This is a genomic window from Sporanaerobium hydrogeniformans (assembly GCF_002735925.1).
Lineage (GTDB): Bacteria > Bacillota > Clostridia > Lachnospirales > Cellulosilyticaceae > Sporanaerobium > Sporanaerobium hydrogeniformans.
Genome location: NZ_PEDL01000003.1, coordinates 100,255 through 126,552, shown reverse-complemented (window position 1 = coordinate 126,552; position 26,298 = coordinate 100,255). Strand labels below are relative to the sequence as shown.

23 protein-coding genes and 1 other annotated feature are annotated in these 26,298 nt (G+C 35.1%); of the genes, 4 read left to right on the top strand and 19 right to left on the bottom strand.

The window, feature by feature from the left end; genetic code table 11:
* Window positions 1–5 precede the first annotated feature (5 nt).
* The 6 genes from argF to CS063_RS05300 all read right to left on the bottom strand — a co-directional run bounded on the left by argF (window position 6) and on the right by CS063_RS05300 (window position 6,229).
* A complete protein-coding gene (gene argF, locus CS063_RS05330) occupies window positions 6–941 on the bottom strand; it encodes an ornithine carbamoyltransferase (RefSeq protein ID WP_099448657.1) in 936 nt (311 codons plus the stop codon).
* A 294-nt stretch (window positions 942–1,235) separates the two neighbouring features.
* Window positions 1,236–1,958 (bottom strand): pseudouridine synthase, encoded by a 723-nt coding sequence (locus CS063_RS05325; RefSeq protein ID WP_308415433.1) that lies wholly within the window; start codon window positions 1,956–1,958, stop codon window positions 1,236–1,238.
* Window positions 1,959–1,970: 12 nt separating this feature from the next.
* Entirely contained in the window at window positions 1,971–3,335 is a 1,365-nt protein-coding gene (locus CS063_RS05320; RefSeq protein WP_099448723.1) for an RsmF rRNA methyltransferase first C-terminal domain-containing protein, read from the bottom strand.
* Complete coding sequence (locus CS063_RS05315; protein WP_099448656.1) at window positions 3,313–4,059, bottom strand: metallophosphoesterase; 747 nt, start codon at window positions 4,057–4,059, stop codon at window positions 3,313–3,315. The genes CS063_RS05320 and CS063_RS05315 overlap by 23 nt, the downstream gene beginning before the upstream one ends.
* Window positions 4,060–4,348: 289 nt before the next feature.
* Window positions 4,349–5,302, bottom strand: a complete 954-nt coding sequence (locus CS063_RS05305; RefSeq protein ID WP_099448654.1) for a TIGR01212 family radical SAM protein — start codon at window positions 5,300–5,302, stop codon at window positions 4,349–4,351.
* 3 nt (window positions 5,303–5,305) lie between these two features.
* Window positions 5,306–6,229 (bottom strand): M14 family metallopeptidase, encoded by a 924-nt coding sequence (locus tag CS063_RS05300; RefSeq protein ID WP_099448653.1) that lies wholly within the window; start codon window positions 6,227–6,229, stop codon window positions 5,306–5,308.
* Between the two features lie 199 nt (window positions 6,230–6,428).
* On the opposite strand from CS063_RS05300, the gene CS063_RS05295 reads away from it, so the two are divergent.
* The 3 genes from CS063_RS05295 to pepT all read left to right on the top strand — a co-directional run bounded on the left by CS063_RS05295 (window position 6,429) and on the right by pepT (window position 8,581).
* Window positions 6,429–6,650 (top strand): DUF378 domain-containing protein, encoded by a 222-nt coding sequence (locus CS063_RS05295; protein ID WP_099448652.1) that lies wholly within the window; start codon window positions 6,429–6,431, stop codon window positions 6,648–6,650.
* Between the two features lie 183 nt (window positions 6,651–6,833).
* A complete protein-coding gene (locus CS063_RS05290; RefSeq protein ID WP_099448651.1) occupies window positions 6,834–7,247 on the top strand; it encodes a twitching motility protein PilT in 414 nt (137 codons plus the stop codon).
* Between the two features lie 107 nt (window positions 7,248–7,354).
* On the top strand, window positions 7,355–8,581 hold the full coding sequence (pepT, locus tag CS063_RS05285; protein WP_099448650.1) for a peptidase T: 1,227 nt from the start codon (window positions 7,355–7,357) through the stop codon (window positions 8,579–8,581).
* Between the two features lie 120 nt (window positions 8,582–8,701).
* Here the strand turns inward: pepT and CS063_RS05280 are convergent, their stop codons facing one another.
* On the bottom strand, window positions 8,702–10,654 hold the full coding sequence (locus CS063_RS05280) for an alpha-amylase family glycosyl hydrolase (protein WP_099448649.1): 1,953 nt from the start codon (window positions 10,652–10,654) through the stop codon (window positions 8,702–8,704).
* A 169-nt stretch (window positions 10,655–10,823) separates the two neighbouring features.
* Window positions 10,824–11,014 (top strand) — a binding site (T-box leader).
* Between the two features lie 49 nt (window positions 11,015–11,063).
* Between CS063_RS05280 and tyrS the strand changes: the two genes are divergently transcribed.
* On the top strand, window positions 11,064–12,290 hold the full coding sequence (tyrS, locus tag CS063_RS05275; protein ID WP_099448648.1) for a tyrosine--tRNA ligase: 1,227 nt from the start codon (window positions 11,064–11,066) through the stop codon (window positions 12,288–12,290).
* Between the two features lie 62 nt (window positions 12,291–12,352).
* Here the strand turns inward: tyrS and CS063_RS05270 are convergent, their stop codons facing one another.
* The 12 genes from CS063_RS05270 to CS063_RS17600 form a co-directional block, all read right to left on the bottom strand.
* On the bottom strand, window positions 12,353–13,555 hold the full coding sequence (locus CS063_RS05270) for an AI-2E family transporter (protein WP_099448647.1): 1,203 nt from the start codon (window positions 13,553–13,555) through the stop codon (window positions 12,353–12,355).
* Between the two features lie 12 nt (window positions 13,556–13,567).
* Window positions 13,568–15,019, bottom strand: coding sequence for an aminoacyl-histidine dipeptidase (locus CS063_RS05265; protein WP_099448722.1), 1,452 nt, complete (start codon window positions 15,017–15,019; stop codon window positions 13,568–13,570).
* A 35-nt stretch (window positions 15,020–15,054) separates the two neighbouring features.
* Complete coding sequence (locus CS063_RS05260) at window positions 15,055–16,413, bottom strand: PFL family protein (RefSeq protein WP_099448646.1); 1,359 nt, start codon at window positions 16,411–16,413, stop codon at window positions 15,055–15,057.
* A gap of 31 nt (window positions 16,414–16,444) precedes the next feature.
* On the bottom strand, window positions 16,445–16,714 hold the full coding sequence (locus CS063_RS05255; protein WP_099448645.1) for an ACT domain-containing protein: 270 nt from the start codon (window positions 16,712–16,714) through the stop codon (window positions 16,445–16,447).
* Between the two features lie 16 nt (window positions 16,715–16,730).
* Window positions 16,731–18,758: a cell division protein FtsA gene (locus CS063_RS05250; RefSeq protein WP_099448644.1), complete on the bottom strand. Its 2,028-nt coding sequence runs from the start codon at window positions 18,756–18,758 to the stop codon at window positions 16,731–16,733.
* A gap of 4 nt (window positions 18,759–18,762) precedes the next feature.
* Window positions 18,763–19,683 carry a galactose-1-phosphate uridylyltransferase gene (locus CS063_RS05245; protein WP_180270701.1) on the bottom strand — a complete coding sequence of 307 codons (921 nt, stop codon included), beginning with the start codon at window positions 19,681–19,683 and terminating at the stop codon, window positions 18,763–18,765.
* Window positions 19,684–19,748: 65 nt separating this feature from the next.
* Complete coding sequence (locus CS063_RS05240; protein WP_180270700.1) at window positions 19,749–21,371, bottom strand: peptide ABC transporter substrate-binding protein; 1,623 nt, start codon at window positions 21,369–21,371, stop codon at window positions 19,749–19,751.
* Window positions 21,372–21,381: 10 nt separating this feature from the next.
* Complete coding sequence (locus tag CS063_RS05235; protein ID WP_099448641.1) at window positions 21,382–21,921, bottom strand: lytic transglycosylase domain-containing protein; 540 nt, start codon at window positions 21,919–21,921, stop codon at window positions 21,382–21,384.
* Window positions 21,922–21,933: 12 nt separating this feature from the next.
* A complete protein-coding gene (coaE, locus tag CS063_RS05230) occupies window positions 21,934–22,527 on the bottom strand; it encodes a dephospho-CoA kinase (RefSeq protein ID WP_099448640.1) in 594 nt (197 codons plus the stop codon).
* Window positions 22,528–22,538: 11 nt separating this feature from the next.
* The gene (gene polA / locus CS063_RS05225; RefSeq protein WP_099448639.1) at window positions 22,539–25,187 is read right to left on the bottom strand and encodes a DNA polymerase I; all 2,649 of its coding nucleotides are present in this window, start codon (window positions 25,185–25,187) and stop codon (window positions 22,539–22,541) included.
* Window positions 25,188–25,321: 134 nt separating this feature from the next.
* Window positions 25,322–26,089, bottom strand: coding sequence for a DNA repair protein RecO (recO, locus tag CS063_RS05220; RefSeq protein WP_180270699.1), 768 nt, complete (start codon window positions 26,087–26,089; stop codon window positions 25,322–25,324).
* Window positions 26,086–26,229 carry a hypothetical protein gene (locus CS063_RS17600; protein ID WP_180270698.1) on the bottom strand — a complete coding sequence of 48 codons (144 nt, stop codon included), beginning with the start codon at window positions 26,227–26,229 and terminating at the stop codon, window positions 26,086–26,088. Before CS063_RS17600 ends, recO begins: the two co-directional genes overlap by 4 nt.
* Window positions 26,230–26,298: the final 69 nt, after the last annotated feature.

The window sequence follows — 26,298 nt, the reverse complement described above, 5'->3', positions numbered from 1 at the left end:
ATTCTTTAACTAAGTGTTGCTACCATCACTGCCTTAATTGTATGCATACGGTTTTCAGCTTCATCAAAAACAACGGAGTAAGGTGCTTCAAAAACTTCTTCTGTTACTTCATTACCTTTAACGGCTGGTAAACAATGCATAAAAATAACTTGTTTATTTTGTGTTTTAGCTATAAGCTCTGTATTTACTTGATAAGGCTTAAGAAGTGCAACGCGTTCTTTTGCTTTCTCTTCTTCTCCCATGGAGCACCAAACGTCTGTATAAATAACATCTGCTCCCTTTACCTCCTCTACATCCTCAGTAATAATAATCTTTGAACCTTCTATTTCGGCATAGCCTCTACAAACCTCAACATGTGCCTCCTCTGGCCATAAAGTCTTAGGTGCAATAACGGCAATATGAATTCCCATTTTAGCACAGCCAATAAGTAAGCTATTTGCCATATTATTACGCCCATCTCCTATATAAACAAACTTCTTCCCTTTTAATGTCCCAACATGCTCTTTCATAGTTAAAAAATCTGCCAAAATTTGAGTTGGATGATAAAGATCTGTTAAACCATTATACACAGGAACTCCACTGTATTTTGCCAAATCCTCTACCACTTGTTGAGAAAAACCACGAAATTCAATAGCATCAAATAAGCGTCCTAATACACGTGCCGTATCTTGTACACTTTCTTTATGACCTAACTGAATATCATCTTTACCTAAGTATTCAGGATGCGCACCTTCATCTACACAGGCTACTGTAAAAGCACAGCGTGTGCGTGTAGAAGGCTTCTCAAAAATAAGTGCTACATTTTTACCTGCTAAAAGCTCCCCCTTAATACCCATGCGCTTTTTAGCTTTTAATTCTGCCGCTAAGTCCAATAAATAAGTAATTTCTTGTTTTGAAAAGTCATGCAAAGTAAGAAAAGATTTTCCTTTTAATCCAAACATACTGAATCCTCCTTGTATATTTATTAAATTTTTGAATATTTATTAGTTTATTATACACTATAATCCTACTTTTTCAATATGCATATAAATTTTTATCGTCTAATTTTTTCTATTTTTAGTTGTTGCTTTTTAGTTATTGCTCCAAAAGAAAAACAAGTGCTTCTTTACAATTCTCTCAGTTGTAAAAAAACACTCGCTCCACTTTTACTTACGATATATATTAAGAATAACATTCTATCCTCTTTTCAACTAGAACCATTTTCCAGTTTTTAGAGGTTTTAAACCCAATAAAGACTATTTGCTTAATTGTTCAAGCTCTTCACTCGTTAATGGACGATAAGCACCTGGCTCTAAATCACTCGGTAACGAAAGTCTTCCCATTTGAATACGCTTTAAGTAAATAACTTTTTTCCCTACTGCTAAAGCCATACGTTTCACTTGATGGAACTTCCCCTCTCTAATCGTCACATGGACTTCTGATTCAGCACCTGTTTTAATAATCTCAAGCTCTGCTGGCTGAAGCTTTGTACCATCTTCTAAAGTCAAACCTTCTCTAAAACGCTCTATATCTTCTCTTCCAACTTCTCCTTCTAGCTTTGCATAATAAACTTTATCCACATGTTTTTTAGGTGAAAGCAATGCATGATTAAGCTGTCCATCATTAGTAAGAATAAGAAGCCCTTCCGTATCTTTATCCAAACGTCCCACAGGACATAAACCTTTATTACGATCAATAGGATCTAATAAATCTAGTACGGTTTCCTGCCTTAAGTCTTCCGTAGCCGTAATATAGCCTGCCGGCTTATAAAGAATATAATAATAGAACTCTTGGTATGAAACATTTTCACCCCTTACTTTTACTTCATCTTCTAGCACATTAATGGAAGTATCTGATTTTTTTATCACTTCACCTTTAACAGTTACCTTGCCTTGTTTAACTAACTTTTGTACTTCACTTCGGCTTCCATACCCTGTATGCACTAAAAAGCGATCTAATCTCATTTTTTTTATTTTCATTATCCTCATCCTTTATCCCATCATTCGCCAACTTGGTGGGTATTCATTTTTAAGCCTGTCATTTTGAGCTTTTACCCAACCTAAAGGATAGCCATCTACTGTTATAACATGATATCCTTTAGGTGCTTCATAGAGAAGCGTTTCTCCCTTTAAATAACGCTTAACAGCTTCATCCTCTGCCTTAAAATCAATGGTATGTTTAAAACAATCCTTTTCATAGCCCAGCACTAAAGCATGGGAAGGTTCAAAACGTTTATTTTTAAGTTCTCCTAATAAAAGACCATTACGAAGAACTCGAAGGCCACTTAAATCGGGGCTTTCCTTTGGGACAGCATAAATTTTACCCTTTACTTCCATCACAGGTGTCTCTAAAGAGATTGTCGTTTCCTTTTCGAAGAATGTAGCCATATCTGGATAATCTTTAATACGTTTTTCTAGAGGCAGATAAGACCTATATTCTTTCTTTTCCCCCTTTTTTTGTAAAAGACATACAAAATGTCCTTCACCTTCTAGATGGTGAGGCCATAATCTAAGTGCATCCTTCAGAGCTTCTCTCGCACCTCCCCATTCAGGATGAGCCTTTTGAATACCACCTTTAGGCGTTAGAGGTATCACTTTAAAATCCGGATGTTTAGTAAGAAATGCTTCCATCATCCCCTCATTTTCTTCCGGCGAGAAGGTACAGGTAGAATAAAGAATCATTCCTTGTGGGCGTAGCATATGTGCCGCATAGTCTAATATCTCACGTTGCAAGTTACAGCAGTGGCTTACTCCATATTTTTCCCAGCTCTTAATGGCTTCTTCACTTTTTTTAAACATCCCTTCACCTGAACAAGGGGCATCAATCAAAATTTTATCAAAATAACCTTCTAATTTGCTAGAAAGACGTTCAGGTGTTTCCGCTGTTACAATTGCATTTCGGATACCAAAGCTTTCAATATTTTTAAGAAGAGCCATTGCTCGGGTGGCACTAATATCATTAGAAACAAGAACCCCCTTTTGACCAAGTCGCGAACCAACCTGAGTGGATTTTCCTCCAGGTGCTGCACATAAATCCAATACACGATCTCCTTCTTCAATAGGAAGATAAGCCCCTGGTGCCATGGCACTAGGTTCTTGAATATAGTAAAGTCCTGCAAAGTAGTAAGGATGCTTAGTAGGCTTTTCCTTAGCTTCATAATAAAAACCTTGCTCACACCAAGGCACTCTTTTTCGTGTTTCAAAGGGGGAGATTCGATTCCATTCCTCCATAGATACTTTTAATGGGTTGATGCGAAAACCTCTACTTTTAGGATGGTTATAAGAAGCTATATAGTGAGCATATTCCTCACCTAATAATTTCCTCATTTTTGTTTCAAATGCAACTGGTAATTTCATGAATATTCCTTTCATCATTTATTGTCCTATCTTCTATTAAACAAAGTGGCTTAAACTCTAAATAATCAGCAGCTACAAGTCGATAAAGTATTCCTTCCTGATAACCTTTTAAAGCCTTCTCCCAGGAAGTAGTATCATGGAGATGTCCATAAACAACCTGTTTCACTGGATACTCTTTAAGAAGTGTGGTAAGTGGTGACTGAGCTTGTCCACCCAAGGTAGGTGGATAGTGGAGCATTACAAGAAGTTCTTCTGCCCCTTCTCTCCTTGCAGCCTCTAAAGAAAGTTTTAAACGTTTTATTTCTCTTATAAATAACTTTTCATCTTGCAAAGTCGTCCCTTCTTGTCCAGGACATAGCCATCCTCTTGTACCACATATTCCCCATTTGCCTAGTATAAACGTATTATTTTGAAGAAATAAAAGTGTCTTAAATCCACTATTATTTAACTTTCTAAGGCTCTGCCACCAATAATCATGATTGCCTTTTATACATATTTTTTTACCTGGGAGTGCATCAATGAAAGCCAAGTCTTTGTACGCCTCAGCAAGGTTCATCCCCCAAGATAAATCACCGGGTAAAAGAATGACATCCTCAGGTTCTATACAAGCCTCCCATGCTTTTTTTAGCTTCTGAGTATGCTGCTCCCAATGGGCTCCAAAAATAGCCATTGGCTTATGGAGAGCTTCACCTAAGTGAAGATCTGCTATTGCCCATATTTTCATTTAAGACCTCCTTCTTTATTTTTTCACTATAACATATTTGCAAAGAGTTGGAAATATCCATTGATTTTTCAGCTTGTTTGATAAGATGATTACAACCTTTAAGTATAAGGAAGAAACCTATTATAATACAAATACTTCCCACCAACCTTAAGGCATTATGATTGAATCGGTAATTAAGACGTTTCATTTTATAATAGTTTTTTCTTTTATAAAAATACACTTTTTCTTTTATCCACTGTTCTAGCTTTAACCCCCTTACCATCCCTACTCTCCTCTCTTTGCTTAATTTTTAAGAAGATTCTGTCCACCTTCTTACAGCTTTTCCTTGTCTATAGTTATAGAGATCTCCTTGCTTTTGTCCACTCTCTTGCATTTCTGCCACAAGGTCATCATGAATCTTCCACCAACTAGTATCCCAATTTGCAAAAATTGTTACCTCTTCTGGCGCTCTGCCTATGAGCCGCTGTACAACAATTTGAGGATTTAGATACCGCAAAAAAAGCTTAACACGCTCTTTGTAACCTTCAAGAGAAAGCATTTCAAAATTTCCTTTTTCATAAGCTTTCGCAAGTGGTGTTCCCTTTATTAAATAAAGTGCATGTAATTTCACATAATCACTTTGGAGTACAGAAAGACACTTAGCTGTCTCTATAGTATCTTGCTCTGTATCCCAAGGTAAATTTAAAATGACGTGAGTACATACCTTAAAGCCATAACTTTTAATCATAAGTATAGCATCTAAATACTCCGCTAATCCATGTCCTCTATTGATTTTTTTAAGCGTATGATAGTTTATTGTTTGCAAACCTAATTCTATACATATTTCCTTTTGGTGCTTAATCGCCCACGCTTTTAAAATCTCTAAGTAGGCTGGATGAATACAGTCAGGACGGGTAGAGACTGCTATTTCCACAATATCTTTATCACGAATGGTCTCTATCACTTGACTGAAGGCTTCTAGAGACATATAAGTATTGCTATAATTTTGAAAATAAGCAATAAACAATCTTGCCTTATAACGTTTTCCCATATAGTCTTTATTCTTCTGAAGCTGTTCAGCTATACTCTCAGTTGCTTCATACATTTCAAAGCCTGTTCCTATGTCTCCACAAAAAGTACATCCTCCACTGCCACACGTTCCGTCCCGATTAGGACAGGTAACAGGAAGCTGAATGGGTAATTTATAAACCTTTTCTCCATATTTTTCACGAAGATAGGTTGAATATTTTAAATAAGTGTCCACACATTAATCCTCTTTTCTTAAGTCCTTAGAAGCCAATACCAAAATAGGTAAAGTGGCTTTTACACAATCTTCCAATTGGTCAAGTGGTAAAGGATTCTCACCTAAACCACATTCTATTGTATATCCAGGCTTTTGGAAGGTCTCAATAAACCAATCTTTATAGCCTCCTGAAGCAGCTTCAGGTTCTGGCGTGTCCAATTGATACCCACTAGCTTCTGAAAACATTTTAGCATATTTTAAACCATTATCAACCTCTAATGCCTTGTAATTCCAATAGATGACTTGCCCTTGACTATGGTACGCTAGTACAAGATCATATTTTTGACGCCGTGTTAAATCTGCCAATGCTTTTGTTTCCTTTTCACTTTCTGGAAAAGGTCCTGCAAAGTAAGCATAACTGGGAATTTTTTGTTTACTCTGCATGGTATACTCTATAAAACCAGCATTATAGTTACGATTAAGATCAACACCTCTTCCATTTGCTTTCCAACGTGTAAAATCTTCCAATCCTTGATTCCACTCTTTTAACCTCCTACCTACTTCACCATCAGGAAGCTTTCCTGCACAGAGTTGTACACCATCTGGATTAACCATCGGTACAAAATCATAGGTTACTTTTTCTAAAAGCTGATAAGCATCTATTCCATATAGTGTTTCTCTCCTTTGAATTGCTTTACTCAGTCTATACATGCTTTCTATTAAAATAAGTGAAGTTAACCACTCATTACCATGGTGACTCCCATTAATATGTATCTTCCTTGAACCTTTTCCTATTCGCACAAGATAAAGAGGATTTCCAAATGTACTTTTTCCACATATACTTTTTTTAAAAAAGGGATAAACTATTGTAAGTTTTTTTAAATCTTTTTCCATTTCAAGCACATCATAAACACCTTGCTTATTGTTTCTTTTTATAAATAGTGTCATTTTTTACCTCTTCTATAGAAGGGTCTCTTTTCATTTATATTGTATTTTCAACGAATTTATGAGTTTTAGTAACTGACTTTTTAACTTCTTTTTATCATTTCAAAGAATTTTTTAAAAGATGCATAAAAAAAAGAGATTATGCCATAATAAGGTTATCCTTATGTTAAACAATACTTACTAGAAAGGTGGCAATAAGGTAATGAAATCTCGTACTTTTGATTATATCGCAATTACACTTATTATTATTGGTGCTATTAACTGGGGACTTGTTGGCTTTTTCCAATTTGACCTAGTAGCCTTTTTATTTGGTGGCATGAGTTCATGGATTAGCCGTGTAATCTATGCAATCATCGGTATCGCAGGCATTTACTGTCTTACTCTTTATGGACGTGTTTACGACCAACCCTATTCTAATAATTAATAAGTCTTTAAAAACCACTTATTTTTAAGTGGTTTTTATTATAACCTTTATTTTTGGTTATATTTACCTAATAGAACCTTATTTCAAAAAAAAATTTTATATTTTTCATAAAAAAAGAGGTATTTGATAAAGTATATGGAATAAATATAATAATAAAATAAATATTTTAAGAGGTGATGTGTTATGATAAAGATTATTGCAGGGCAAAATGGTGAAGGCAAAACCAAAAAGATGATTGATGTTGCCAACACTAAAGTAACAACTCTTAAAGGTCATATCGTTTATATTGATAGCGCTACTACTCATCGCTATGCACTTTCCCATCAAATTCGTTTAATTGAAGCCTCTACCTTCCCTATCCATTCTCCTAATGATTTCTTTGGTTTTCTGTGCGGTGTCCTCTCTAGTAATCATGATATTGAAGCAGTGTTTATTGATGAGCTTATTAAAATCACACATGCTTCTATGGATGATCTTCTCTATTTCTTTGATAAACTTAACACACTCTCTGATAAGTACCAAGTTGAATTCTTTGTAGGTGCCTCTTGTTCTTCCAATGATCTTCCTGCTCATTTAGTGCCTTATCTTATTGCTTAATCTCTCAAAATAATTTCGTTTTATAACTTAAAAGGCACTAAATCCTTGTGATAAAGTGTCTTTTTGTTTTATACTAAGTAAAAATTACTTAATTAAGGAGTTTCATTATGACCGAAAAACTACTTCAACGTTTTTTAACTTACGTACAATACAATACACAGTCTCAAGAAGGAAGTCTTTCCTTTCCTTCTACTGCTTCTCAAATGGATTTTGCAAAGCTCCTTGTTCAAGAGTGTGAAATGTTAGGACTTAAAGATGTACAGCTCGATAACTATGGCTATGTGATGGCTACTTTACCTGCTACAACAGATAAACCTTTGCCTACCATTGGTTTTATTGCCCATATGGATACATCACCAGACTGTAGTGGAAATCAGGTCAAGCCACGTTTAGTTACTTATTCAGGTGGAGATCTTTTCTTAGATGCTGCACATTCCTACTGTTTGTCACCTCAAGATTTTCCTATTTTAGATACTCTTGTTGGTGAAACCCTTATTGTCACTGATGGTACTACCTTATTAGGAGCAGATGATAAATGTGGTATTGCTGAAATTTTAACAGCTATGGAATATCTTCTTTCCCATCCTGAAATCCCTCATGGTACCATTCGTATTGCCTTTACACCAGATGAAGAAATAGGACATGGTGCTGACCACTTTGATGTGGCGCGTTTTGGAGCAGATTTTGCTTATACTGTTGACGGTGGAGAATTAGGTGAATGTGAAATAGAAAATTTTTATGCTGCCTCGGCTAAAATCATTTGCAAAGGACGCAATATTCACCCCGGTTATGCAAAGGGTAAAATGAAAAATAGCCTTACTATTGCAAATGCCTTTCATGCGCTTTTACCAGTGCACGAAGTACCTGAATGTACAAGTGACTATGAAGGCTTCTTTCATCTTCATCATATGGAAGGTACTGTAGAACAAACGACACTCTCTTACATTATTCGTGATTTTGATCAAGACAGCTTTGAAAAACGCAAAATATTTCTTTATCAAATAGCTACTCAGCTTCAAGCTATTTATGGTAAAGAAGCAGTTACTGTTCTCATCACCAATCAATATAACAATATGCGTACAATTATTGAAAAACATCCTCATGTTTTAGCTTTAGCCAAAAAAGCTATGGCTCATTTGGAAATTCCTATCAAAAAGGTACCTATTCGTGGGGGGACAGATGGTGCTCGCCTTTCTTTTATGGGGCTTCCTTGTCCCAACCTTTTTACCGGTGGCTATAACTTTCATAGTCACCTTGAGTTCGCCGTTCTTTCTCATATGGAGGCTGCTACTCAAACCCTTTTACAAATCATTCGTTTAAGTGCCCTTGAATAATAAATGTTAAAGGCTCCTCCTTTATAAAACCTTGCAAAAAGTTTTTTCTTTAATATAAATAGAAGAGAAAACTTTCTATAAAGTTTCTTTATCTAGGAGAAGCCCTTTTATTCTTATTATTTACACTTTACTTTCTTTAAATAAACAAATACTGTAACACTCTGCCAAGTAACGATTTTCATATACTTCACTTCCTGTAAAATTTAAATCCTCGGACATACTAAGATTTGTATCCATCATACAGATCCATTTTGAAGCTGTAGGAGGTAAGTCAAACAATAAAGCATCTGAATAATTATTAATGACAAGATAAAAGGCTTCTTTCTCATGCGTCAAATGATAAGCGATGGTACGTGAATAATACGACCAGTCTGGACGGTTATATTTTACACCATGCCAAGAGACTGTATACTGTCCTTCTTTTTTTATAAATAAAAGTTTTTTTCTAAGAATTATCAATTTTTTTATAAAATATTCTAAATCTTTAAAGTGGGCTGCTCTCTTCCAATCTACCCAAACCAAAGAGCTATTTTGACAAAAAGCATTATTATTACCACCTTGTGTCCGCCCCATTTCATCTCCCATTAAAAGCATAGGTATCCCTTCTGCAAGTAAAAGTAAAGCCATATAATTTTTTATTAAACGTTTACGTTTATTTAAAATGCTTTGTTCTTGTGTTTCTCCTTCAAACCCACAATTCGTACTATAATTGGCATTGTTCCCATCTCTGTTTTCTTCACCATTTTCAAGATTATGCTTTTGTTCATAAGATACCAAATCCCACATTGTAAAACCGTCATGGGCTGTTATAAAATGTATAGCATGGTTACTTCCTTTATAGGTATCTGAAAAATAAACTTCTTTTCCACCTAAACAATCCGCTAAAGATTTTGTTAAACCTTGGTCACCTCTTACACATTTACGAATGGTATCTCTAAAATAATCACTCCATTCTCTAAAATGATAGGGCATACGTCCTACATCATAACTTCCTTTCGCATCCCAGCTCTCACTAATGAGTTTTACATGTGATAAAATAGGATCTTCATTGATATCATTTAACAAGGAACGCACCATCCATTTGCCTTCTACATCTTGCCCTAAAATAGAGGCTAAATCAAAGCGAAAACCATCTACCCCTTGATAAACAACCCAATACCTAAGACTTTCTAAAATAAGGTTTTTAACTACCTGATGATTAGTATTCAAAGTATTTCCTGTACCTGCACAGTTTAAATAGTGACCGTCTTCTGTTAACTTATAATACGTTGCAGATGAAAGCTTTTTGAAACTGGAGTAGCCACTAGCCTCTCCTCCTTCACCTGTATGGTTATACACAACATCTAAAATAATTTCCATTCCCATTTCATGAGCCTTTTCTATTAACTCATGAAACTCATCTAGGACCTCTTCACAATCCTTATGTGTACTATAGCTTTCATCTAGCGCAAAGAAGCTTAGAGAATTGTACCCCCATTCATCTTGAAGCAGCACACCAGTTTCAGGGTGTCTATTTTTAAGTGTATGCCTATTCCACTTAAAGATGGGTAGAAGTTCTATAGTGGTGATACCTAATTCTCTTAAATAGTCTAGTTTTTTACAGAGCCCCTTAAATGTTCCTCTCTCTTCTTCCACCACTCCTGATGTTTCACTTTTAGTAAAATGACCTACATGGAGCTCATAGATAACTGTTTTCTCCCAAGGAATACAAGGCCTTTTTAACTTTGGCAACTTCATTTTTTTTATAACATTTAAGTAATCTCCCTTTGGTCTTTCTCCTACACAGTAACTATATGGATCAATAAGGCACTCGCTCACTTCCCCCTTTTCATCAATAAGTTGCCATGTATAACACATACCTACTTTTATATCCTCTATATAAATATGAAAAATATCCCCTGTGGCATATTGCAATCGATCACACTTCACTTGACAAAGAGGTTTTATTTCCTCTTTATTATTATAAATGGTTAGGAGCATGGCCTCTGCATAATCTGAGAAAATCCCAAATGCTGCACCTTGATTCTCCCAATGACATCCAAGAACGGGTATTCCCCTTCTTATGGTGTACATATGTTAACCTCCTAAATACAACTTCTACTAATAAAATATGGTTTTATGACCCTATTTTACACTATTCAAACATCTTTTTCTATAAAAATAATTTTATATATTTTAAATCGAAAAGTGAGACTTGAAAATCTATTTTTTATATGCTATGATTAGGCATAATAAAATACACTAAATCACTTAGATAAAGTTTAAGTAGAAAAATAAGTTTTGTTCTAGAGAGTGTGTGGTAGGTGAAAACGCATCAAGCTTATTTTTTGAATTACACCTTTGGAGTGATTTTCGGCTATCAACCGTTATCTTGACTGGAGGCAGATTTTTTCTGTAAATTAAGGTGGTACCACGGGTTTTCTCGTCCTTATGGGGGATGAGAAGCCCTTTTTTATTTCAATAATTATATGGAGGTAGAGAAATGAATGTTTTTGATACGTTGATGGAACGTGGTTTTATAGAACAAACCACTCATGAAAAAGAAATTAGAGATCTTTTAGATAAGGAAAAGGTCACTTTTTATATTGGTTTTGACCCTACTGCTGATAGTCTTCATGTAGGGCACTTTGTAACTGTTATGGCAATGAGTCATATGCAAAAAGCTGGTCATAAACCTATTGCTTTATTTGGAGGCGGTACTGGTATGGTAGGCGACCCTACTGGAAAATCGGATATGCGTCAAATGTTAACTGTAGAAATGATTGACCATAATGTAGAGTGCTTTAAAAAACAAATGTCACGTTTTATCAGTTTTGAAAATGATGAGGCCATTATGGTCAATAATGCTGATTGGTTGCGCCATTTAAATTATATTGACTTCTTAAGAGAGGTAGGTGTGCACTTTTCTGTTAATCGCATGCTCACCTTTGAATGTTTTAAACAACGTCTTGAAAAAGGTCTTTCCTTTTTAGAATTTAATTATATGCTTATGCAATCCTATGACTTTTTAGAACTCTACCGTCGTTACAATTGTAAATTACAACTGGGTGGTAACGACCAATGGTCTAATATATTAGGTGGTGTAGAACTTGTTAGAAAACTTCATGGAGATCAATCTTTTGGTATGACCTTCTCCCTGCTTACTAATAGTGAAGGTAAAAAGATGGGAAAAACAGAAAAAGGAGCTATATGGCTTGATCCTGACAAGACATCTCCTTATGAATTCTACCAATATTGGAGAAATGTAGCTGACGCTGATGTTAAACGTTGTTTATCTCTTCTTACTTATGTTCCAATGGAAGAAGTAAATGCTCTTACAGCCGTAGAAGGTTCTGAGATGAATAAGGCTAAAGAGCGCTTAGCCTTTGAAGTAACTCAAATTGTACATGGAGAAGAAGAAGCTCAAAAAGCTCAGGTGGCTGCTAAATCTCTCTTTGGCGGCGCAGCTTCAGGTGGTTCTATCCCTACCACTACTTTGGAAGCAAGTGAATTCGAAGGTGGTATGGACATTATTACTCTTCTTCAAAAAACAAATCTTGTTCCTTCTCGTTCAGAAGCAAGACGTCTTATCCAACAAAATGGTATAAAATTAGACGGTACACCTATTACAGATATAGACTACCTTATTAAAGCAGATGTGGATTTTAAAGAAAATACACTTATGATTCAAAAAGGTAAAAAGATTTTCCATCGTGTAACTCTTAATTAAATAAATTTCTTATCGGTTATAAGAATACGCCTGTACCCTTTCGAAAGTGGTACAGGCGTATTTTATTTTTTATTTGTATCAAAAAGCTGTACATAGCGCAGTAAAAGCACACGAATAAAGGCAGCTATAGGTACGCCTAAAAGCATTCCTAAAAGTCCAAATAAGTTCCCACCAATAACAACAGCTAATAGAACAACCACTGGATGTAGCTTTACACTTTCCCCCACTACTTTAGGTACAATGATCCACCCGTCTAGCTGCTGAATAATCATCAGTGCAATTACACCATAAACGGCTTTCATTGGATTGGGGTCAAGAAGTCCAATAAGTCCTGCAAGTATAAAGCCCACTACTGGTCCAAAATAAGGAATCAGATTAAAAAGACCTGCCACAAGACCAATGATTACTGCAAAATCCAAACGGATTAAAGTTAATGCTAAGCTAGTAAGCACAGCTATGATGACGGTATCTAACAATTGTCCTCTAATATAACCTGAAAAAACACTATCAACATCTCTTCCTAGACTCCTTAAATTGTCACTTGCCTTCTTATGAAACACTGTCTTTAATGTTTTACGCCAAAAGCTCAATACACTTTCTTTATCTTGCAAAAGATAAAAAGCAATAACAAAAGCTAAAACAATATTCATTGCATTGAGTCCTATTGCTTTGATATAATAGAGAAATTTAGCAGATATTAAGTTAAAAATCGCATTAAGCTCACCATATATTCTTTGTACCATTTCTACCTTATTAAGTCCTACTGGCAAGTTTTCTGCCACTTGGGCAACCTGCATGAGCATATTTTCAAAGTATCGTATATATCTATCCATACTTTGCCTAATATTTCTAATAGATGCTGAACCTAACACTTCTTTCATATTGGTTACAATAATTAAAACAAAAAGCCCCACTAAGGCTAAAAGTGTTAAATACGCAAGAAGGGTGGCAAGTGTCCGATGTGAACTCTTTTTAGCCATCTTCTCTTTTTTTGCTTGAATCCCCCCATGAATATTCCATTTTTTAAAATGTGTACTTTGACATTTTCTATGGTAAAAAGAAACAATAGGATCGAGTAAATAGGCAATGATAATGCCTAATAAAAGCGGCATTAAAAGTACCCAAATTCCTACTAGAAGCTTTTTAATGAATAGTGTTACAGCTTGATAATGCCAAATGCCAATAGTTACTGCAACAAAAATTAAAGCGGTAACAAGCGTATAAACTGCTAGTGTAAAGTAATGGTCATTTTTTTCAAATTTCATGGGGTTTCCTCCTTACTGTATACTTGCGAGTAAGTGAAGCAAGTAGTCATAGACTCTTGCCATTGAGGAAATACTTACACGTTCTTCAGGTGAATGAATATCTTTTACATTGGGTCCAAAAGAAATCATATCTAGGTCTGAAATCTTCTCTGCAATAAAGCCACATTCTAGTCCTGCATGAATAGATGTCACATGTGGCTCTTGATCATAAAGCTTTTTATATACTTTTAATGCTAGGTCACGAAGAGTGGATTCCTCACGGTATTCCCATGCTGGATAATCCCCTTGTACAGTAAGCTCTGCACCTAGAAAACGACTGAGTGTTTCCAGTTTAGCTACAATTTCTAATTTTTTAGAAGGCACTGAGCTCCTCACTGCACTTCCTAAACGCACCTTGTCATCTCCTACTTGAAGGATTCCAAGGTTTAAAGAGGTTTGTACAAGTCCCTTCATATTTTGATCAAAACCCATAATACCATTTGGAATGAGCACAAGGGCATCAATTATTTGATCGGTTAAAACTTTTGTAAAAACTTCATCCTTTAAAGTAGTCTCTTCACAGTAGAAACAAATTCCTGCATCTTGAGCTGCAAATTCCTTTTGTATTGTTTCTTGAATACCTAAAACAAGACGTTTTACACGTTCCTTTTGTTCCTTGGAAATAGCTAATACCACTTCACATTCACGAGTAATCACATTATCCTTAGAACCACCTATTAACTCTTGAACTTGGAAAGGAACCTCCTCACGCAAGTTATAAAGAAGTCGCCCCATTAAAAGATGAGCATTCGCTCTTTCAAAATGAATATCTGCTCCCGAATGACCACCTAATAATCCTTTTATAGTAATGCGTAATCCTTCTTCTAATAAAGTCTTCTCTGTTTGTAATGGCAAATCAATATACGCTTTTAATCCACCTGCACAACTTACTAAAAATTCTCCCTCTAAATCTGTATCCAAGTTAATCAGGAGTTTTCCCTCTAAATACTCAGGATGCATATTAGCAACTCCAGTCATACCACGTTCTTCATCTGTTGTCATCAGTATTTCAAGTGCAGGATGTGGATGCTCTGTGTCAGCTAATACTGCCATTTGATAAGCAATGGCAATCCCATTATCTGCACCTAATGTCGTACCACGCGCACGAATATAATCTCCCTCAATATAAAGCTTTAATCCTTCTTTTTCAAAATCATGCACTGTTTCTTTATTTTTCTCACATACCATATCTAAATGCCCTTGTAAAATCACCGTTGGGGCTTTCTCATAACCAGGCGTTGCTGGCTTCTTGATATAGACATTGTACGCTTCATCCTGTTTTACCCAAAAACCTAGATCTGTTGCAAATTGTACCATATAATCACTAATAGCTTTTTCCTTGCCTGACCCTCTGGGAATGCAGCTTATCTCTTCAAAGTAATGAAAAATGTTTTGGGGCTCTAAACCTTTAAGTTGTTGTGTCATTTCCATTCACCTTATCTTCTCTTAATTTTTAACTGTCAGTTTTTAAAACTATGAATTGGAGCAGGTATTCTGCCTCCTCTTGCAATAAAGGCATCACATTTATAGTTATTAACGGGCATAATAGGTGCATAACCTAACAAACCACCAAATTCTACCTGATCACCTACACGCTTCCCTTGAACAGGAATAATACGTACAGCCGTTGTCTTTGCATTAATCATCCCAATAGCCATTTCATCTGCAATAATACCTGAAATAGTTGCTGCACTTGTATCACCGGGAATAGCAATCATATCAAGTCCTACTGAACAAACACAAGTCATCGCTTCTAACTTTTCAAGTGTTAAAGCACCCTTTTCAGCAGCACGAATCATGGCGTGATCTTCACTTACTGGTATAAAGGCACCGCTTAATCCTCCTACAAAAGAAGAAGCCATTACTCCTCCCTTTTTAACACAGTCATTGAGAATAGCAAGTGCTGCTGTTGTCCCTGGAGCACCTGTCATTTCGAGCCCCATTTCTTCTAAGATTTCTGCAATACTATCTCCTACTGCTGGTGTTGGTGCTAATGAAAGATCAATAATGCCAAAAGGTGTATCAAGAAGTCTTGATGCTTCCCGTGCCACCATTTGACCTGTACGTGTAATCTTAAAAGCTGTTTTTTTAATGGCTTCACAAACACTTTCGAAATCTTGTCCTTTTACAGCTTCTAAAGCTTTTTTAACCACACCAGGCCCACTAATTCCTACATTAATGACGGCTTCCCTCTCTCCTACACCATGAAATGCACCTGCCATAAAAGGATTGTCTTCTGGTGCATTACAGAAAACTACAAATTTTGCACAGCCAATACCATCACGATCAGCTGTACGTAGGGATGTCTCACGTATAAGTTCTCCAACACGTTTTACTGCATCCATGTTAATCCCTGTACGCGTGGTTCCTACATTAAGAGAAGAACATACATTGCTTGTCACATCCAGTGCCTCTGGGATAGATTCCATAAGGACAGTATCTGCATTTGAACAGCCTTTATGCACAAGAGCAGAAAATCCACCGATAAAGTTAACACCTACCGTTTGAGCTGCACGGTCGAGAGCCTTTGCAATGGGTACATAGGAGGAACTTTTAGTAGCTCCCCCAATTAAAGCTATAGGTGTAACAGAGATTCGTTTATTTACGATAGGAATACCATATTTCTTAGAAATATCTTCACCTGTAGATACTAATTTTTCAGCACGCTTTGTTATTTTATCATACACATTGTCACACAATTTATTCATATCATCTGTAATACAGTCCATTAAGCTAATACCCATTGTAATCGTACGAATATCTAGGTTTGCTTCCTGAATCATTCGATTAGTTTCTTGTACTTCATATCTTGAAATCATCTTTTTTCCCCTTTGTCTCTTTTATTTCTTTCTAAATACGATGCATACTATTGAAGATATCTTCATGTTGTAATTTAATGTCTACCTCAATGTTTTTTCCAAGTTCACTTAGTTTATCTACGATTTGTGTAAATTCTGTTTCGGTTGCTCCTAAATCCACAATCATCATCATATTAAAGTATCCTTGAAGAATGGTTTGTGATATATCTAATATATTTACATTTTCTTCACTCAGCAAAGTACATACCTTGCCAATAATCCCTACTTTATCTTTTCCTACTACTGTAATAACACCTTTCATTTTCTCCTACCTCCTACTAATTTTTCCAAAATATATCTAATTCATCCTGATTGCATAAATTATCTGTTAAAGCTGCAGCTTTTCCGTTACGTATAAGCTGAATAGTACCTCTTGGTGTACTCAAATCAAAATCTATGTAATCAAAAATATTAGCAAACATATAAGGTACTCCTTTTTGGGGGAGCTCAATAGTTTGTCCATTAACCTTAAGGATTAGTTTTTCCTCTTTCAATTCTTCAGTTGCTACCATAAACTCTTCTTGTGGCTCCCCTGCTGCTCCTTTGAAAGATCCATCTAAAGAAAAACTTTTATTATCTATTAAAAAAGAGTCTTTGTTTTGAAGGATATGCGTTCCTTCTACTAGCTTAAAATCAGAAGTAATTATCTTTTTACTGCCCTCAATTTGTAAAGCATTTAAAAGCTCATCTAAAGTAGAAGGACAAATCACTTCTACTTGATCACCTTCTTGAATGCGATAATTAGTTGGTACATAATCACCATTAACTAAACAAAACGGAATTTGAATCGTTTCTCCTTCCATAAATACAGTTAAATTCTTACCTCCCATATAATCTTTAATAAAGGCTTCTCCATCTTTCCCTTGCAATGCTAGCTCTAAAGTAATCTCATCACCTTCTGTAATGAGGTCATTTATAGTAGCCTTCTTCTGATTAAGCCAGATTTGAGCAGGTATACCTGCTTCTCCTTTAATGCGTACACGTTGCCCATTTAATCTAAACATTAGCGTATTTCCTCGTTTAGGGAAAATAGCTGTATGGCTAATACCTGCTGCAATAATAGCATCACATATTGTTAATTTTTTAGCATTTAGAAGTTGAATCTTTTGACCATTTAAAGTAAGAGTAGTAAACTCACTGTACTTATTTTTCATACTTGTTAAGCAAATTCCTATTGGTGTAATCATATCTGGTGAATTGGTTAAAGAGGCTTCATCCTTTATGGACGATACATGAGATACCTTTCGCATAGCTACTCTTTGAGAGGGGAGCCCTAGTTTCTCTGCTAGCTGACTTTCTACCCCATACATCTCACTTCCTCCACCTACACAAAATACCGCATTAGTAGGTTGTCCACCATTAAGTTCTACCATTTTTTCAGCAATACTTGTAGTAAGAGTTTCTAACGTTGTATGAATGACCTGCTCCAGTTGTGAGACTGTTACCTCTTGTGGGAAGCCTAAAATATCTTCAAAGGCAATCAGTTCACTCTGTTTCATTTCATATTTTATTTTTTCAGCAGTATTAAAATCAACTAAGTAATGATGTACAATGGCTTCTGTGACCTCATCCCCAGCAATAGGAATCATCCCATATGCAACTACACTTCCTTCTCTTGTAATGGCAATATCTGATGTTCCTGCTCCAATATCTACTAAAGCTAAGTTAAGAAGTCTTAAGTTTTCAGGAATAATAGCATTAATGGCTGCAATGGGTTCCAAGGTCAAATGGCTTACTGTTAAGTCACAACGTTCTACTACTGCATACAAACTATCAATAACAGGTTTAGGTAAAAAGGTAGCAATAACCTTTGCTCCAATACTATTTCCCTTATGCCCCTCTAAATTACCCATAACATAACCATCTAAATAATAGTTAATCACTGAATAGGCCACGCAAAAGTATTCTACTTGATGATTCTTTTTTTCCTGCTCCTTCTTAGCTTTTTCTACACCAAATAGCTCTAAGTTATGTATGTCTGTTAAAGCAATTTCTTGTATTTCATTAAAGCTTGTCTCTACAGAAACAATTTGTGTATTCAAGGTTCTACCTGCCGCAGCAATTGCGACCTCTCTCAATGAAATATTTAGTTTCTTTTCAATTCTATTTTTTGCTTCTGCTACAGTTTTAGCCACCTTATGTATATCATGAATTTGACCATCTAGCATAGCTCGTTCTTCATGTGCAATGCGCTCATAAGCAATGGTTACAAACTGCTCTCCTTTTTTATAGCCTACTATGCCAATAACAGTACGTGTACCGATATCTAAGCCAAAAATAAGTTCTTCATTGGTATATTCTTGCATTTGTCTACCTCCTTGTTTCTACTAATTGCCTTAAAGCTGTCGCATGGGTTTTAGGGTGAACAGTGTTTATATAGCATCCTGTAGCTACCTCAAAGCCGCCCATTGGGACTAATCTTGGAATAAGCTGTATATAAAAATGTAAATACGGTTCTTCGTTCATTGCATTACTCATAAAACATATATTATAAGGCACCTTGGGAAGAAGCTCATTATAAGCATTAAGTAACTTCTTTAAGAGTTCTCCTGCACCCTGTAATTCTTTAAGATTAAGCTGACCATATTGAGATTTATGCGTTTTTAGAATGAGCCATGTTTCATGTGTATATTGAGAGACGGCAGGCGCTACAGCCTGCCATTCACTATTTTCTATAATCAGCTCATGTACCTTATCATGAAGCTGCTCACAGATATAACACTGTTTTTCCTCTTCATAATAGTGCATTAAAGCAATGTTTTGTTCTTTTTGTTTTAAAGGAAGGGTATCAAAAGCAGCTATTTGCCAGTGAGAATGTATAATGCTTGCACCTGCACCACTGCCGTTATTCTTAAAAATTTGAGTAAACTTCACTTGAGCATCTTTTTGGAGTTGATACCATCTTTTTTGCATCACTTCTAGAAGAAGTACCCAATGCGCACTTGAAAAATCTTTAGGTTCTTTTTTATGAGACAAAGTATCAATAACTACATCATGAAAACCATAATTTCCTTTAATTGGTTCGCAAAAAGGATACTTATTTTTAACAATACGAATCCTCTCTCTCTCCTCTGGCAAGTGGACTTCCAAGTAAATCTCCTCTAATTGTCTTTCTTTCCCTTTACAAAAAGGACATTTCTCCTTCTCACCCATTATAAAAGGACGTTTTGCTCTATTTTCCGTAATCTTACTATTTCTTTTTAGATAGCTATCTTCTTGAAGCATAGGCATCTTATTCCTCTCCTTCCCCATTTTACATCAATGCTACATTATTGAAAAGTAAACACGCAATAAACTTATTCAATCATCCATTTTTCAATATTTGCAAATACTTGTAAAGGAAGAGGTTGAACAGGACCTTTAATCTTCTTGTGTGTAATAAAAACATTCTTTTTAAAATACAAGCTGATATAAGGTGTTTGCTCCACAAAATATTTTTGTAAATCAGAATAAATACCTATTTTACTAGATTCTGTTGCTAAAAAGGCTTGCCTTAACACTTCATCCATCTTAGTATCATTGAAGCTTACATAATTTTCACCACTTGTAATCATACTAGAGTGTAGGGCAAAACTCAAATCTTCTATATAAGAAAGCTGCCATCCTCCTAAGAAAGCATCAAATTGTTTTGTCTCTATTTTTGATAAATAGGTTTCTTTATCTACCGCTTCAATATGCATATCAATGCCTATCTCTTTATATTGTCTTTTTATCTCTTCTGCTATTTTCATTCGATCCTCATTCTCTATGTTTACTAATAAAGAAAACGAAAAGGGTATACCATTTTTACTTAAAAGTCCTGTTGTTGCATCTTTTTCATAACCTTCTTGTGCAAATAAAAACTTCGCTTTTTCTTTATCATAGTCACAGGGTACTAATGATTTGTCTGCTAGATAAGAATTGGGACGAATGGGAGTATCCGTCACGACTGCATGATCCAAATAGTATAGATTAATCATTTTTTCTCGATCTAGAGCATAAAGTAGTGCTTTTCGCACATTAGGATTTTGAAACATTAAAAGCTTCATATTCATTCCCATAAATTCATAAATATTACTCAGCATCTCATAGGAAGTGGAAGTTTTATCCTTAACATATTTCCCCCATTCTGTTACTTCTGTAAAAATAGCATCTATAAGACCTTGTTTATAAGCATGCAGACTACTCGCTTCATCAGGCACAATCATTACTTCAATTCTCTGTATAGAAGGCCTTCCTTTAAAATAACTTGGGTTTGCCTCTAGTTCTAATTTTTTAGAAGGTGTTAAAGTCACAAACTTATAAGGACCAGATCCAATGGGTGTTATGCTTAAGGAATTATTATCAGGCACATCATAAATATGCTTTGGAATAATAGGAAAAAATAAGGTTTGCAAAATACCACTAAAAGACTGTTTGTAATTAATTTTAAGGGTCGTATCATCTACCTTTTCTACACTAGCAATGTTTTCTACTGCAAGCTTATAAGGTGTCTCCTGTATACTCTGTATTTGATGAATGGTAAAAAGTACATCTTCTGAAGTTAAAGGTTCTCCATCTTGCCAGCGAAGCCCTTGATTTAAAGTAAGTGTTAAAGCTGTATTTGTCTCATTAATTGACCATGAACTTGCTAAGTTTCCACTTATTCGCCCATCTTCTTCGATATTAACAAGGGGATTAAAGATAAGATAAAGAATTTGCTGAACACTTTTTTGTGCAGTATAGAGTGGATTAAGGGAAACAGGTGCTTGCATAGAAAGCTTTAATAGAGGATCTTTCTCAGATACTGTTTGCTTTTTCATTTCGTCACCTTGCTCCTTTATTTCTGGAGAAGTTACTTCATTTGTCTTACTCCCACCTACCTCTTGACTGGTACATCCCATAATTCCTATACATAGACTTAATAGAATTGCTAGCAGTTTATATTTTTTTTCATTCATTATTGCCTCCTTAATCCCCATATAAACATTTATAAAAGGTATAGTACCTCTTTACTTTGTTGATATATTTTTCTGTTTCTTTAAAAGGAATGGTATGTAAATGCTTGCCGTCCAAACTATATGCTAGATTACTACGCCACCTTGCAACATGACCTGAACCTGCGTTGTACGCTGCTAAAGCAAGTTCTAAATCTCCATCATACTGTTTTAAAAGTTTAGCAATATACCAGCATCCAATCTGAATATTAACATCTGGCTTAAAAAGCCTATCATTTGCATAATCTACCAATCCTATTTCTTGAGCTACCCATTCTCCTGTCTTGTCCATAATCTGCATAAGCCCTTTGGCCCCACTTCTTGAAATAGCATCTGTATCATATCTACTTTCTGCTTTTATAATGGCATAAACAATAGCTGGATCCACTCCGTAAAGCTCTGAGTAGTTAAGTACTTGTTGTTTATAGGGTCTTGGATAAATTACAAAAGGAAGAAGAAGTCCTAAACATCCCCCTATGACAAGATAGACTATTAAATACTTTCTCTTTTTCACAAGGTTCTCTCCTTAAAATTGTACAACTATTTTTTTTATCTGTTCACAAGTTTTTTCTAAAGAAATACCATTATCAATTACAAAATCAGCAGCCTCTTGAAATTCTTCCCATTTTTTTTGTGCTTTAAACCGACTGAGGACTTGTTCCTTTGTAAAACCTTCTCTTAGCATTACACGTTTAATGCGTGTCTCTTCATCAGCATAAACAGCTATAATAATATCCATTAATTTACCCAGCCCTACCTCTAAAAGTAGGGCTCCTTCTACTACAATAAAATCATAAGCTGCTTGTTTTTTACACCAATTAATTTGTCTTTCCACTTCTTCACAAATTAAAGGATGGGTCAAAGCATTCAGCTTTTCTAGCTGCTTTGCATCCTTAAAGACAATTTCTCCTAAAGCTTTTCTGACGATTTCCCCTTTACTATCTAGGATACCTTCTCCAAAAGTTTCTATAACTGGTACATAGGCAGGCTGTCCCTTTTTTAAAATCCCATGACCAATACAATCTGCGCTAATTACATAGGTTGCAGTATATTCTCTTATTTTTTCAATAACGGTACTTTTTCCAGCTCCTATTCCACCGATAACACCTATTACTTTCATTTTCTTAACTCCTACTTCACTTCTAACCAATTTTCACCACTATGCACTTCTACCTCTAAAGGTACCAATAATTTTACTGCTTGCTCCATCTCTTCTTTTAAAAGCTTTTTAACAGCCTCTACTTCTGTCAGATGTGCTTCAATCAACAGCTCATCATGCACTGTAAGAATAAGACGTGACTTTCTTTTTTCTTTTTTTAACCTTTGATACACTTTTACCATAGCAATTTTAATAATATCTGCTGAGGTCCCTTGAATAGGTGTATTCATGGCTACACGTTTACCAAATTCACGCATATTATAATTACTTGCTAATATTTCTGGAATCTCACGTTTACGATTAAATAATGTTGTGACATATCCTTTTTTCATAGCAAGGGCTATACACTCTTCTAAATATGCTTTAACCTGTGGATATTTTTCAAAATAGCCGTCAATATAAATTTGAGCTTCCTTAGTAGAGATTTTTAGATCCTCGGAAAGAGAAAAAGCTCCTATCCCATAAATAATACCAAAATTAACGGCCTTTGCATTGCTACGTTGTAAAGGAGTTACTTGATTAAAAGGTATATGAAAAACTTGAGAAGCTGTTAATTTATGGATATCTATATTTTCTTTGAAAGCATTAATAAGCACTTCATCCTGTGCCATATGGGCTAGTACCCTTAGTTCGATTTGTGAATAGTCACCATCTAAGAAAATATAATCCTTAGAAGAAGGAATAAACATCCCTCTAATCTTCTTACCCATTTCAAATTTAACAGGAATGTTTTGCAAATTAGGTTCAGTGCTACTCAAACGCCCTGTTGCTGTAATCGTTTGATTAAAAGTAGAGTGGATTTTATGCTGCTCATCCAATACAGCCATTAAACCATCAACATAAGTAGATTTTAGCTTAATATACTGTCGGTACTCCAATATTTTAGCTACAATAGGATACTCTTTTTGTAAGGTTTCTAGAACTTCTGCCGCTGTGGAATAACCTGTTTTCGTTTTTTTAATAACTGGTAAGTTAAGCTTTTCAAAAAGAATACTACCTAATTGTTTAGGTGAATTAATATTAAAGGCCTCTCCTACTTCTTCATAAATGGTTTTTGTAAGGTCTTCTATTCGTATATCCAATTCCTTACCATAAGCCATTAATCTTTCTTTATCTACTGAGATACCTTGAATTTCCATACTAAAAAGAACTTCAATAAGAGGGAGTTCTATTGTATAGAAAAGTTCCTCCATATTTTCCTGTACTATTTTTTCTTTTAAAAGAGGATAACACGCCCAAAGAAGAGCTGCCGCTCTTCCAAAGTAATTTAGACGCACTCCTTCCTCTAAATCCATCCAACTTTTTTTATTTTTACCCTTTCCTAAAAGAGTTTCTTCTGAAGCTAAGGTTTCTGAGCCTAGCAAATGTTCTTCTATTACTTCCATTGCATAAGAAGACTCTGTTGGATAAAGAAGGTAGGCTGCTATAAAAGGATCAAAACATACACCTTCTATATTGATCCCATAAGGATAAAGTAAATGTTTTAACTTCTTACTATCATGAATAATTTTGGGATAACATTTGTCCTCAAAAAAAGTCTTTAAGAGCTTCTGCATCTGCTCATTTTGAGGACCTACCTCAAAATAAGCAATCTCTTCTTGGGTAGCTATCCCAAATCCCCATTTACTTTCTTCTATAAAATAAGTGACAACAACTTCTTTATCCTTTTGTTCTTCTATAAATTTTTTGAGTTCTAGAAATTCCCAACGACTTATATTTACTTCCTTTTCTTTCTCTTGTCTCTCTTGTGCTTGACGTGGCAAGCGATTTAAAAGTGATTTAAACTCTAGATTTTTAAGAAGATCATAGGCCTCCTCACTTAAAGTGAGGTCATAATGAAAGTCATCCCATTTATAATTTAAAGGTACTTCACAAACAATCGTTGCAAGCATTTTACTATCCCGTGCATCTTGGCTATAAGCTACTAGATTTTCCTTTAACTTTTTTTGTTTTAATTCACTTACATGGTCAAGTAAATTTTCCATACTTCCATATTCTTGAATAAGCTTTATTGCTGTTTTTTCACCAATTCCAGGAACCCCTTTAATATTGTCCGATGTATCTCCCATAAGTCCTTTTACATCTATAAATTGAATAGGAGTTACACCATAAGTAGCTTCTACATCTTTGGCGAAGAAACTTTCAATTTCTGTTCCCGTTTTCTTTGTGCGAGGGATTTTAATTTGAATGTGATCACTTGTAATCTGAAAAAGGTCACGATCTCCTGAAACGACTACTACCTCCATCCCTTCTTTCTCCGCACTTTTAGCAAGTGTACCTAAAACATCATCCGCTTCAAAACCTGGTTTTTCTAACATATGAATAGACATAGCCTCTAATACTTGTTTAATCAGTGGAATTTGGGGCCTTAACTCTTGGGGCATTCCTTTACGATTTCCTTTATATTCTGCTGAAAACTCATGTCTAAAGGTAGGCGCACTTACATCAAAGGCAACTCCCAAATAATCAGGTTTTTCTTTCTCTATAATACTTAATAATATATTTAAAAAACCATAAACAGCATTTGTATAAACGCCCTCTTTGTTAGTTAATAGCGGGATTCCATAAAAAGCGCGATTGGCCATACTATGTCCATCAAATAAAAGTAATTTAGATTTCATTTTACACCTCATCCTCAATCATTACGTCCATTTACATTCCTATAATTTTTATTTATTATAGCATATTTAGTACTTATTTAAACATTAATTTCCAAAGATTCTCCTAACAAAAAAAGAAGTAGTACCTTTTTGACCTACTTCTTCTCTAATTGATGCAATTTAGAAATGAAATCTAATGTTTTAAAAGACTTATCAATATAATAGGATCGGTAATCCTCACTAATATGCTCTAATTCCTTTAATACCTGCTCACTTACTTCAAATTTAAATAATCTCTCAACAGGAGTAGCCATAATATATCGTAATGTATAAAGAGTTCCATAGCTTATTTTTAAAGTATGAATATAATGTTTTTGACAGTTCGAACATAAAATTCCTCCTGCTTCCACATGAAAATCATACGTTGTTTGTTCTGTTTCAGTTAAGAATACTTCACAATCTACACATTTTTTTATTTGTGGCATAAATCCTAGTAATGAAAGAGCTCGTAGTTCAAAAATACGCCTTACTAAACGTAACCTCTTCTCTTCTTGCGATAGATTTTTAAGTGTTATGAGTGTCAGTAGCAAGAGCTCCTCTTGTACTAAAGCTTCCTCTGTAACAGCAGCCACAAACTCTACAATATAACTACTATACGTTAAGCAAAAGAGGTCTTTTCTAAGATCATGAAACATATCTAAGATATCTACACTGAGCAAACGATATGTATCCTTGTATTGGGTGAGCATGAATTCACCATACACAAAAAGTTGAGTGCCCGTAGCTAACCCTCCACTATACTTTTTAGCTTTAGGCGCTAATGCTTGTATTTTTCCCAAATCCTTTGTAAAGAGAGTGACATATTTGTCACTCTCGCCTACAATATATTCTCTTATCACCAGTGCTTTTGTTTTTATTGTCACATCATCTCTTCCACTTCTTGAGTAGACTGAAGAGGCAATGCCTCTATTCTACTATTGTATAAACTTTCATATTCTTTAAAGCCTAAGTACAAGTTAATGTCACCTGTTTTCAAAAAGTAATTCCATAATTCTTGTAACATTTGAAAGACCCCCTATAGAATATCTTACTTATTAAGGTGTACAAATTAAGTCTTTCTATCCTACAAAAA

What these genes read in the sequence shown, in the direction of transcription:
- CS063_RS05250 (WP_099448644.1), bottom strand. Translation starts at nt 18,758, where the DNA reads ATGCAAGAATATACCAATGAAGAACTTATTTTTGGCTTAGATATCGGT.
- CS063_RS05320 (WP_099448723.1), bottom strand. Translation starts at nt 3,335, where the DNA reads ATGAAATTACCAGTTGCATTTGAAACAAAAATGAGGAAATTATTAGGT.
- CS063_RS05245 (WP_180270701.1), bottom strand. Translation starts at nt 19,683, where the DNA reads ATGCCTATGCTTCAAGAAGATAGCTATCTAAAAAGAAATAGTAAGATT.
- pepT (WP_099448650.1), top strand. Translation starts at nt 7,355, where the DNA reads ATGACCGAAAAACTACTTCAACGTTTTTTAACTTACGTACAATACAAT.
- CS063_RS05300 (WP_099448653.1), bottom strand. Translation starts at nt 6,229, where the DNA reads ATGACACTATTTATAAAAAGAAACAATAAGCAAGGTGTTTATGATGTG.
- CS063_RS05255 (WP_099448645.1), bottom strand. Translation starts at nt 16,714, where the DNA reads ATGAAAGGTGTTATTACAGTAGTAGGAAAAGATAAAGTAGGGATTATT.
- CS063_RS05315 (WP_099448656.1), bottom strand. Translation starts at nt 4,059, where the DNA reads ATGAAAATATGGGCAATAGCAGATCTTCACTTAGGTGAAGCTCTCCAT.
- CS063_RS05280 (WP_099448649.1), bottom strand. Translation starts at nt 10,654, where the DNA reads ATGTACACCATAAGAAGGGGAATACCCGTTCTTGGATGTCATTGGGAG.
- polA (WP_099448639.1), bottom strand. Translation starts at nt 25,187, where the DNA reads ATGAAATCTAAATTACTTTTATTTGATGGACATAGTATGGCCAATCGC.
- argF (WP_099448657.1), bottom strand. Translation starts at nt 941, where the DNA reads ATGTTTGGATTAAAAGGAAAATCTTTTCTTACTTTGCATGACTTTTCA.
- CS063_RS05325 (WP_308415433.1), bottom strand. Translation starts at nt 1,958, where the DNA reads ATGAAAATAAAAAAAATGAGATTAGATCGCTTTTTAGTGCATACAGGG.
- CS063_RS05240 (WP_180270700.1), bottom strand. Translation starts at nt 21,371, where the DNA reads ATGAATGAAAAAAAATATAAACTGCTAGCAATTCTATTAAGTCTATGT.
- coaE (WP_099448640.1), bottom strand. Translation starts at nt 22,527, where the DNA reads ATGAAAGTAATAGGTGTTATCGGTGGAATAGGAGCTGGAAAAAGTACC.
- CS063_RS05260 (WP_099448646.1), bottom strand. Translation starts at nt 16,413, where the DNA reads ATGATTTCAAGATATGAAGTACAAGAAACTAATCGAATGATTCAGGAA.
- CS063_RS05265 (WP_099448722.1), bottom strand. Translation starts at nt 15,019, where the DNA reads ATGACACAACAACTTAAAGGTTTAGAGCCCCAAAACATTTTTCATTAC.
- tyrS (WP_099448648.1), top strand. Translation starts at nt 11,064, where the DNA reads ATGAATGTTTTTGATACGTTGATGGAACGTGGTTTTATAGAACAAACC.
- CS063_RS17600 (WP_180270698.1), bottom strand. Translation starts at nt 26,229, where the DNA reads ATGTTACAAGAATTATGGAATTACTTTTTGAAAACAGGTGACATTAAC.
- CS063_RS05290 (WP_099448651.1), top strand. Translation starts at nt 6,834, where the DNA reads ATGATAAAGATTATTGCAGGGCAAAATGGTGAAGGCAAAACCAAAAAG.
- CS063_RS05295 (WP_099448652.1), top strand. Translation starts at nt 6,429, where the DNA reads ATGAAATCTCGTACTTTTGATTATATCGCAATTACACTTATTATTATT.
- CS063_RS05270 (WP_099448647.1), bottom strand. Translation starts at nt 13,555, where the DNA reads ATGAAATTTGAAAAAAATGACCATTACTTTACACTAGCAGTTTATACG.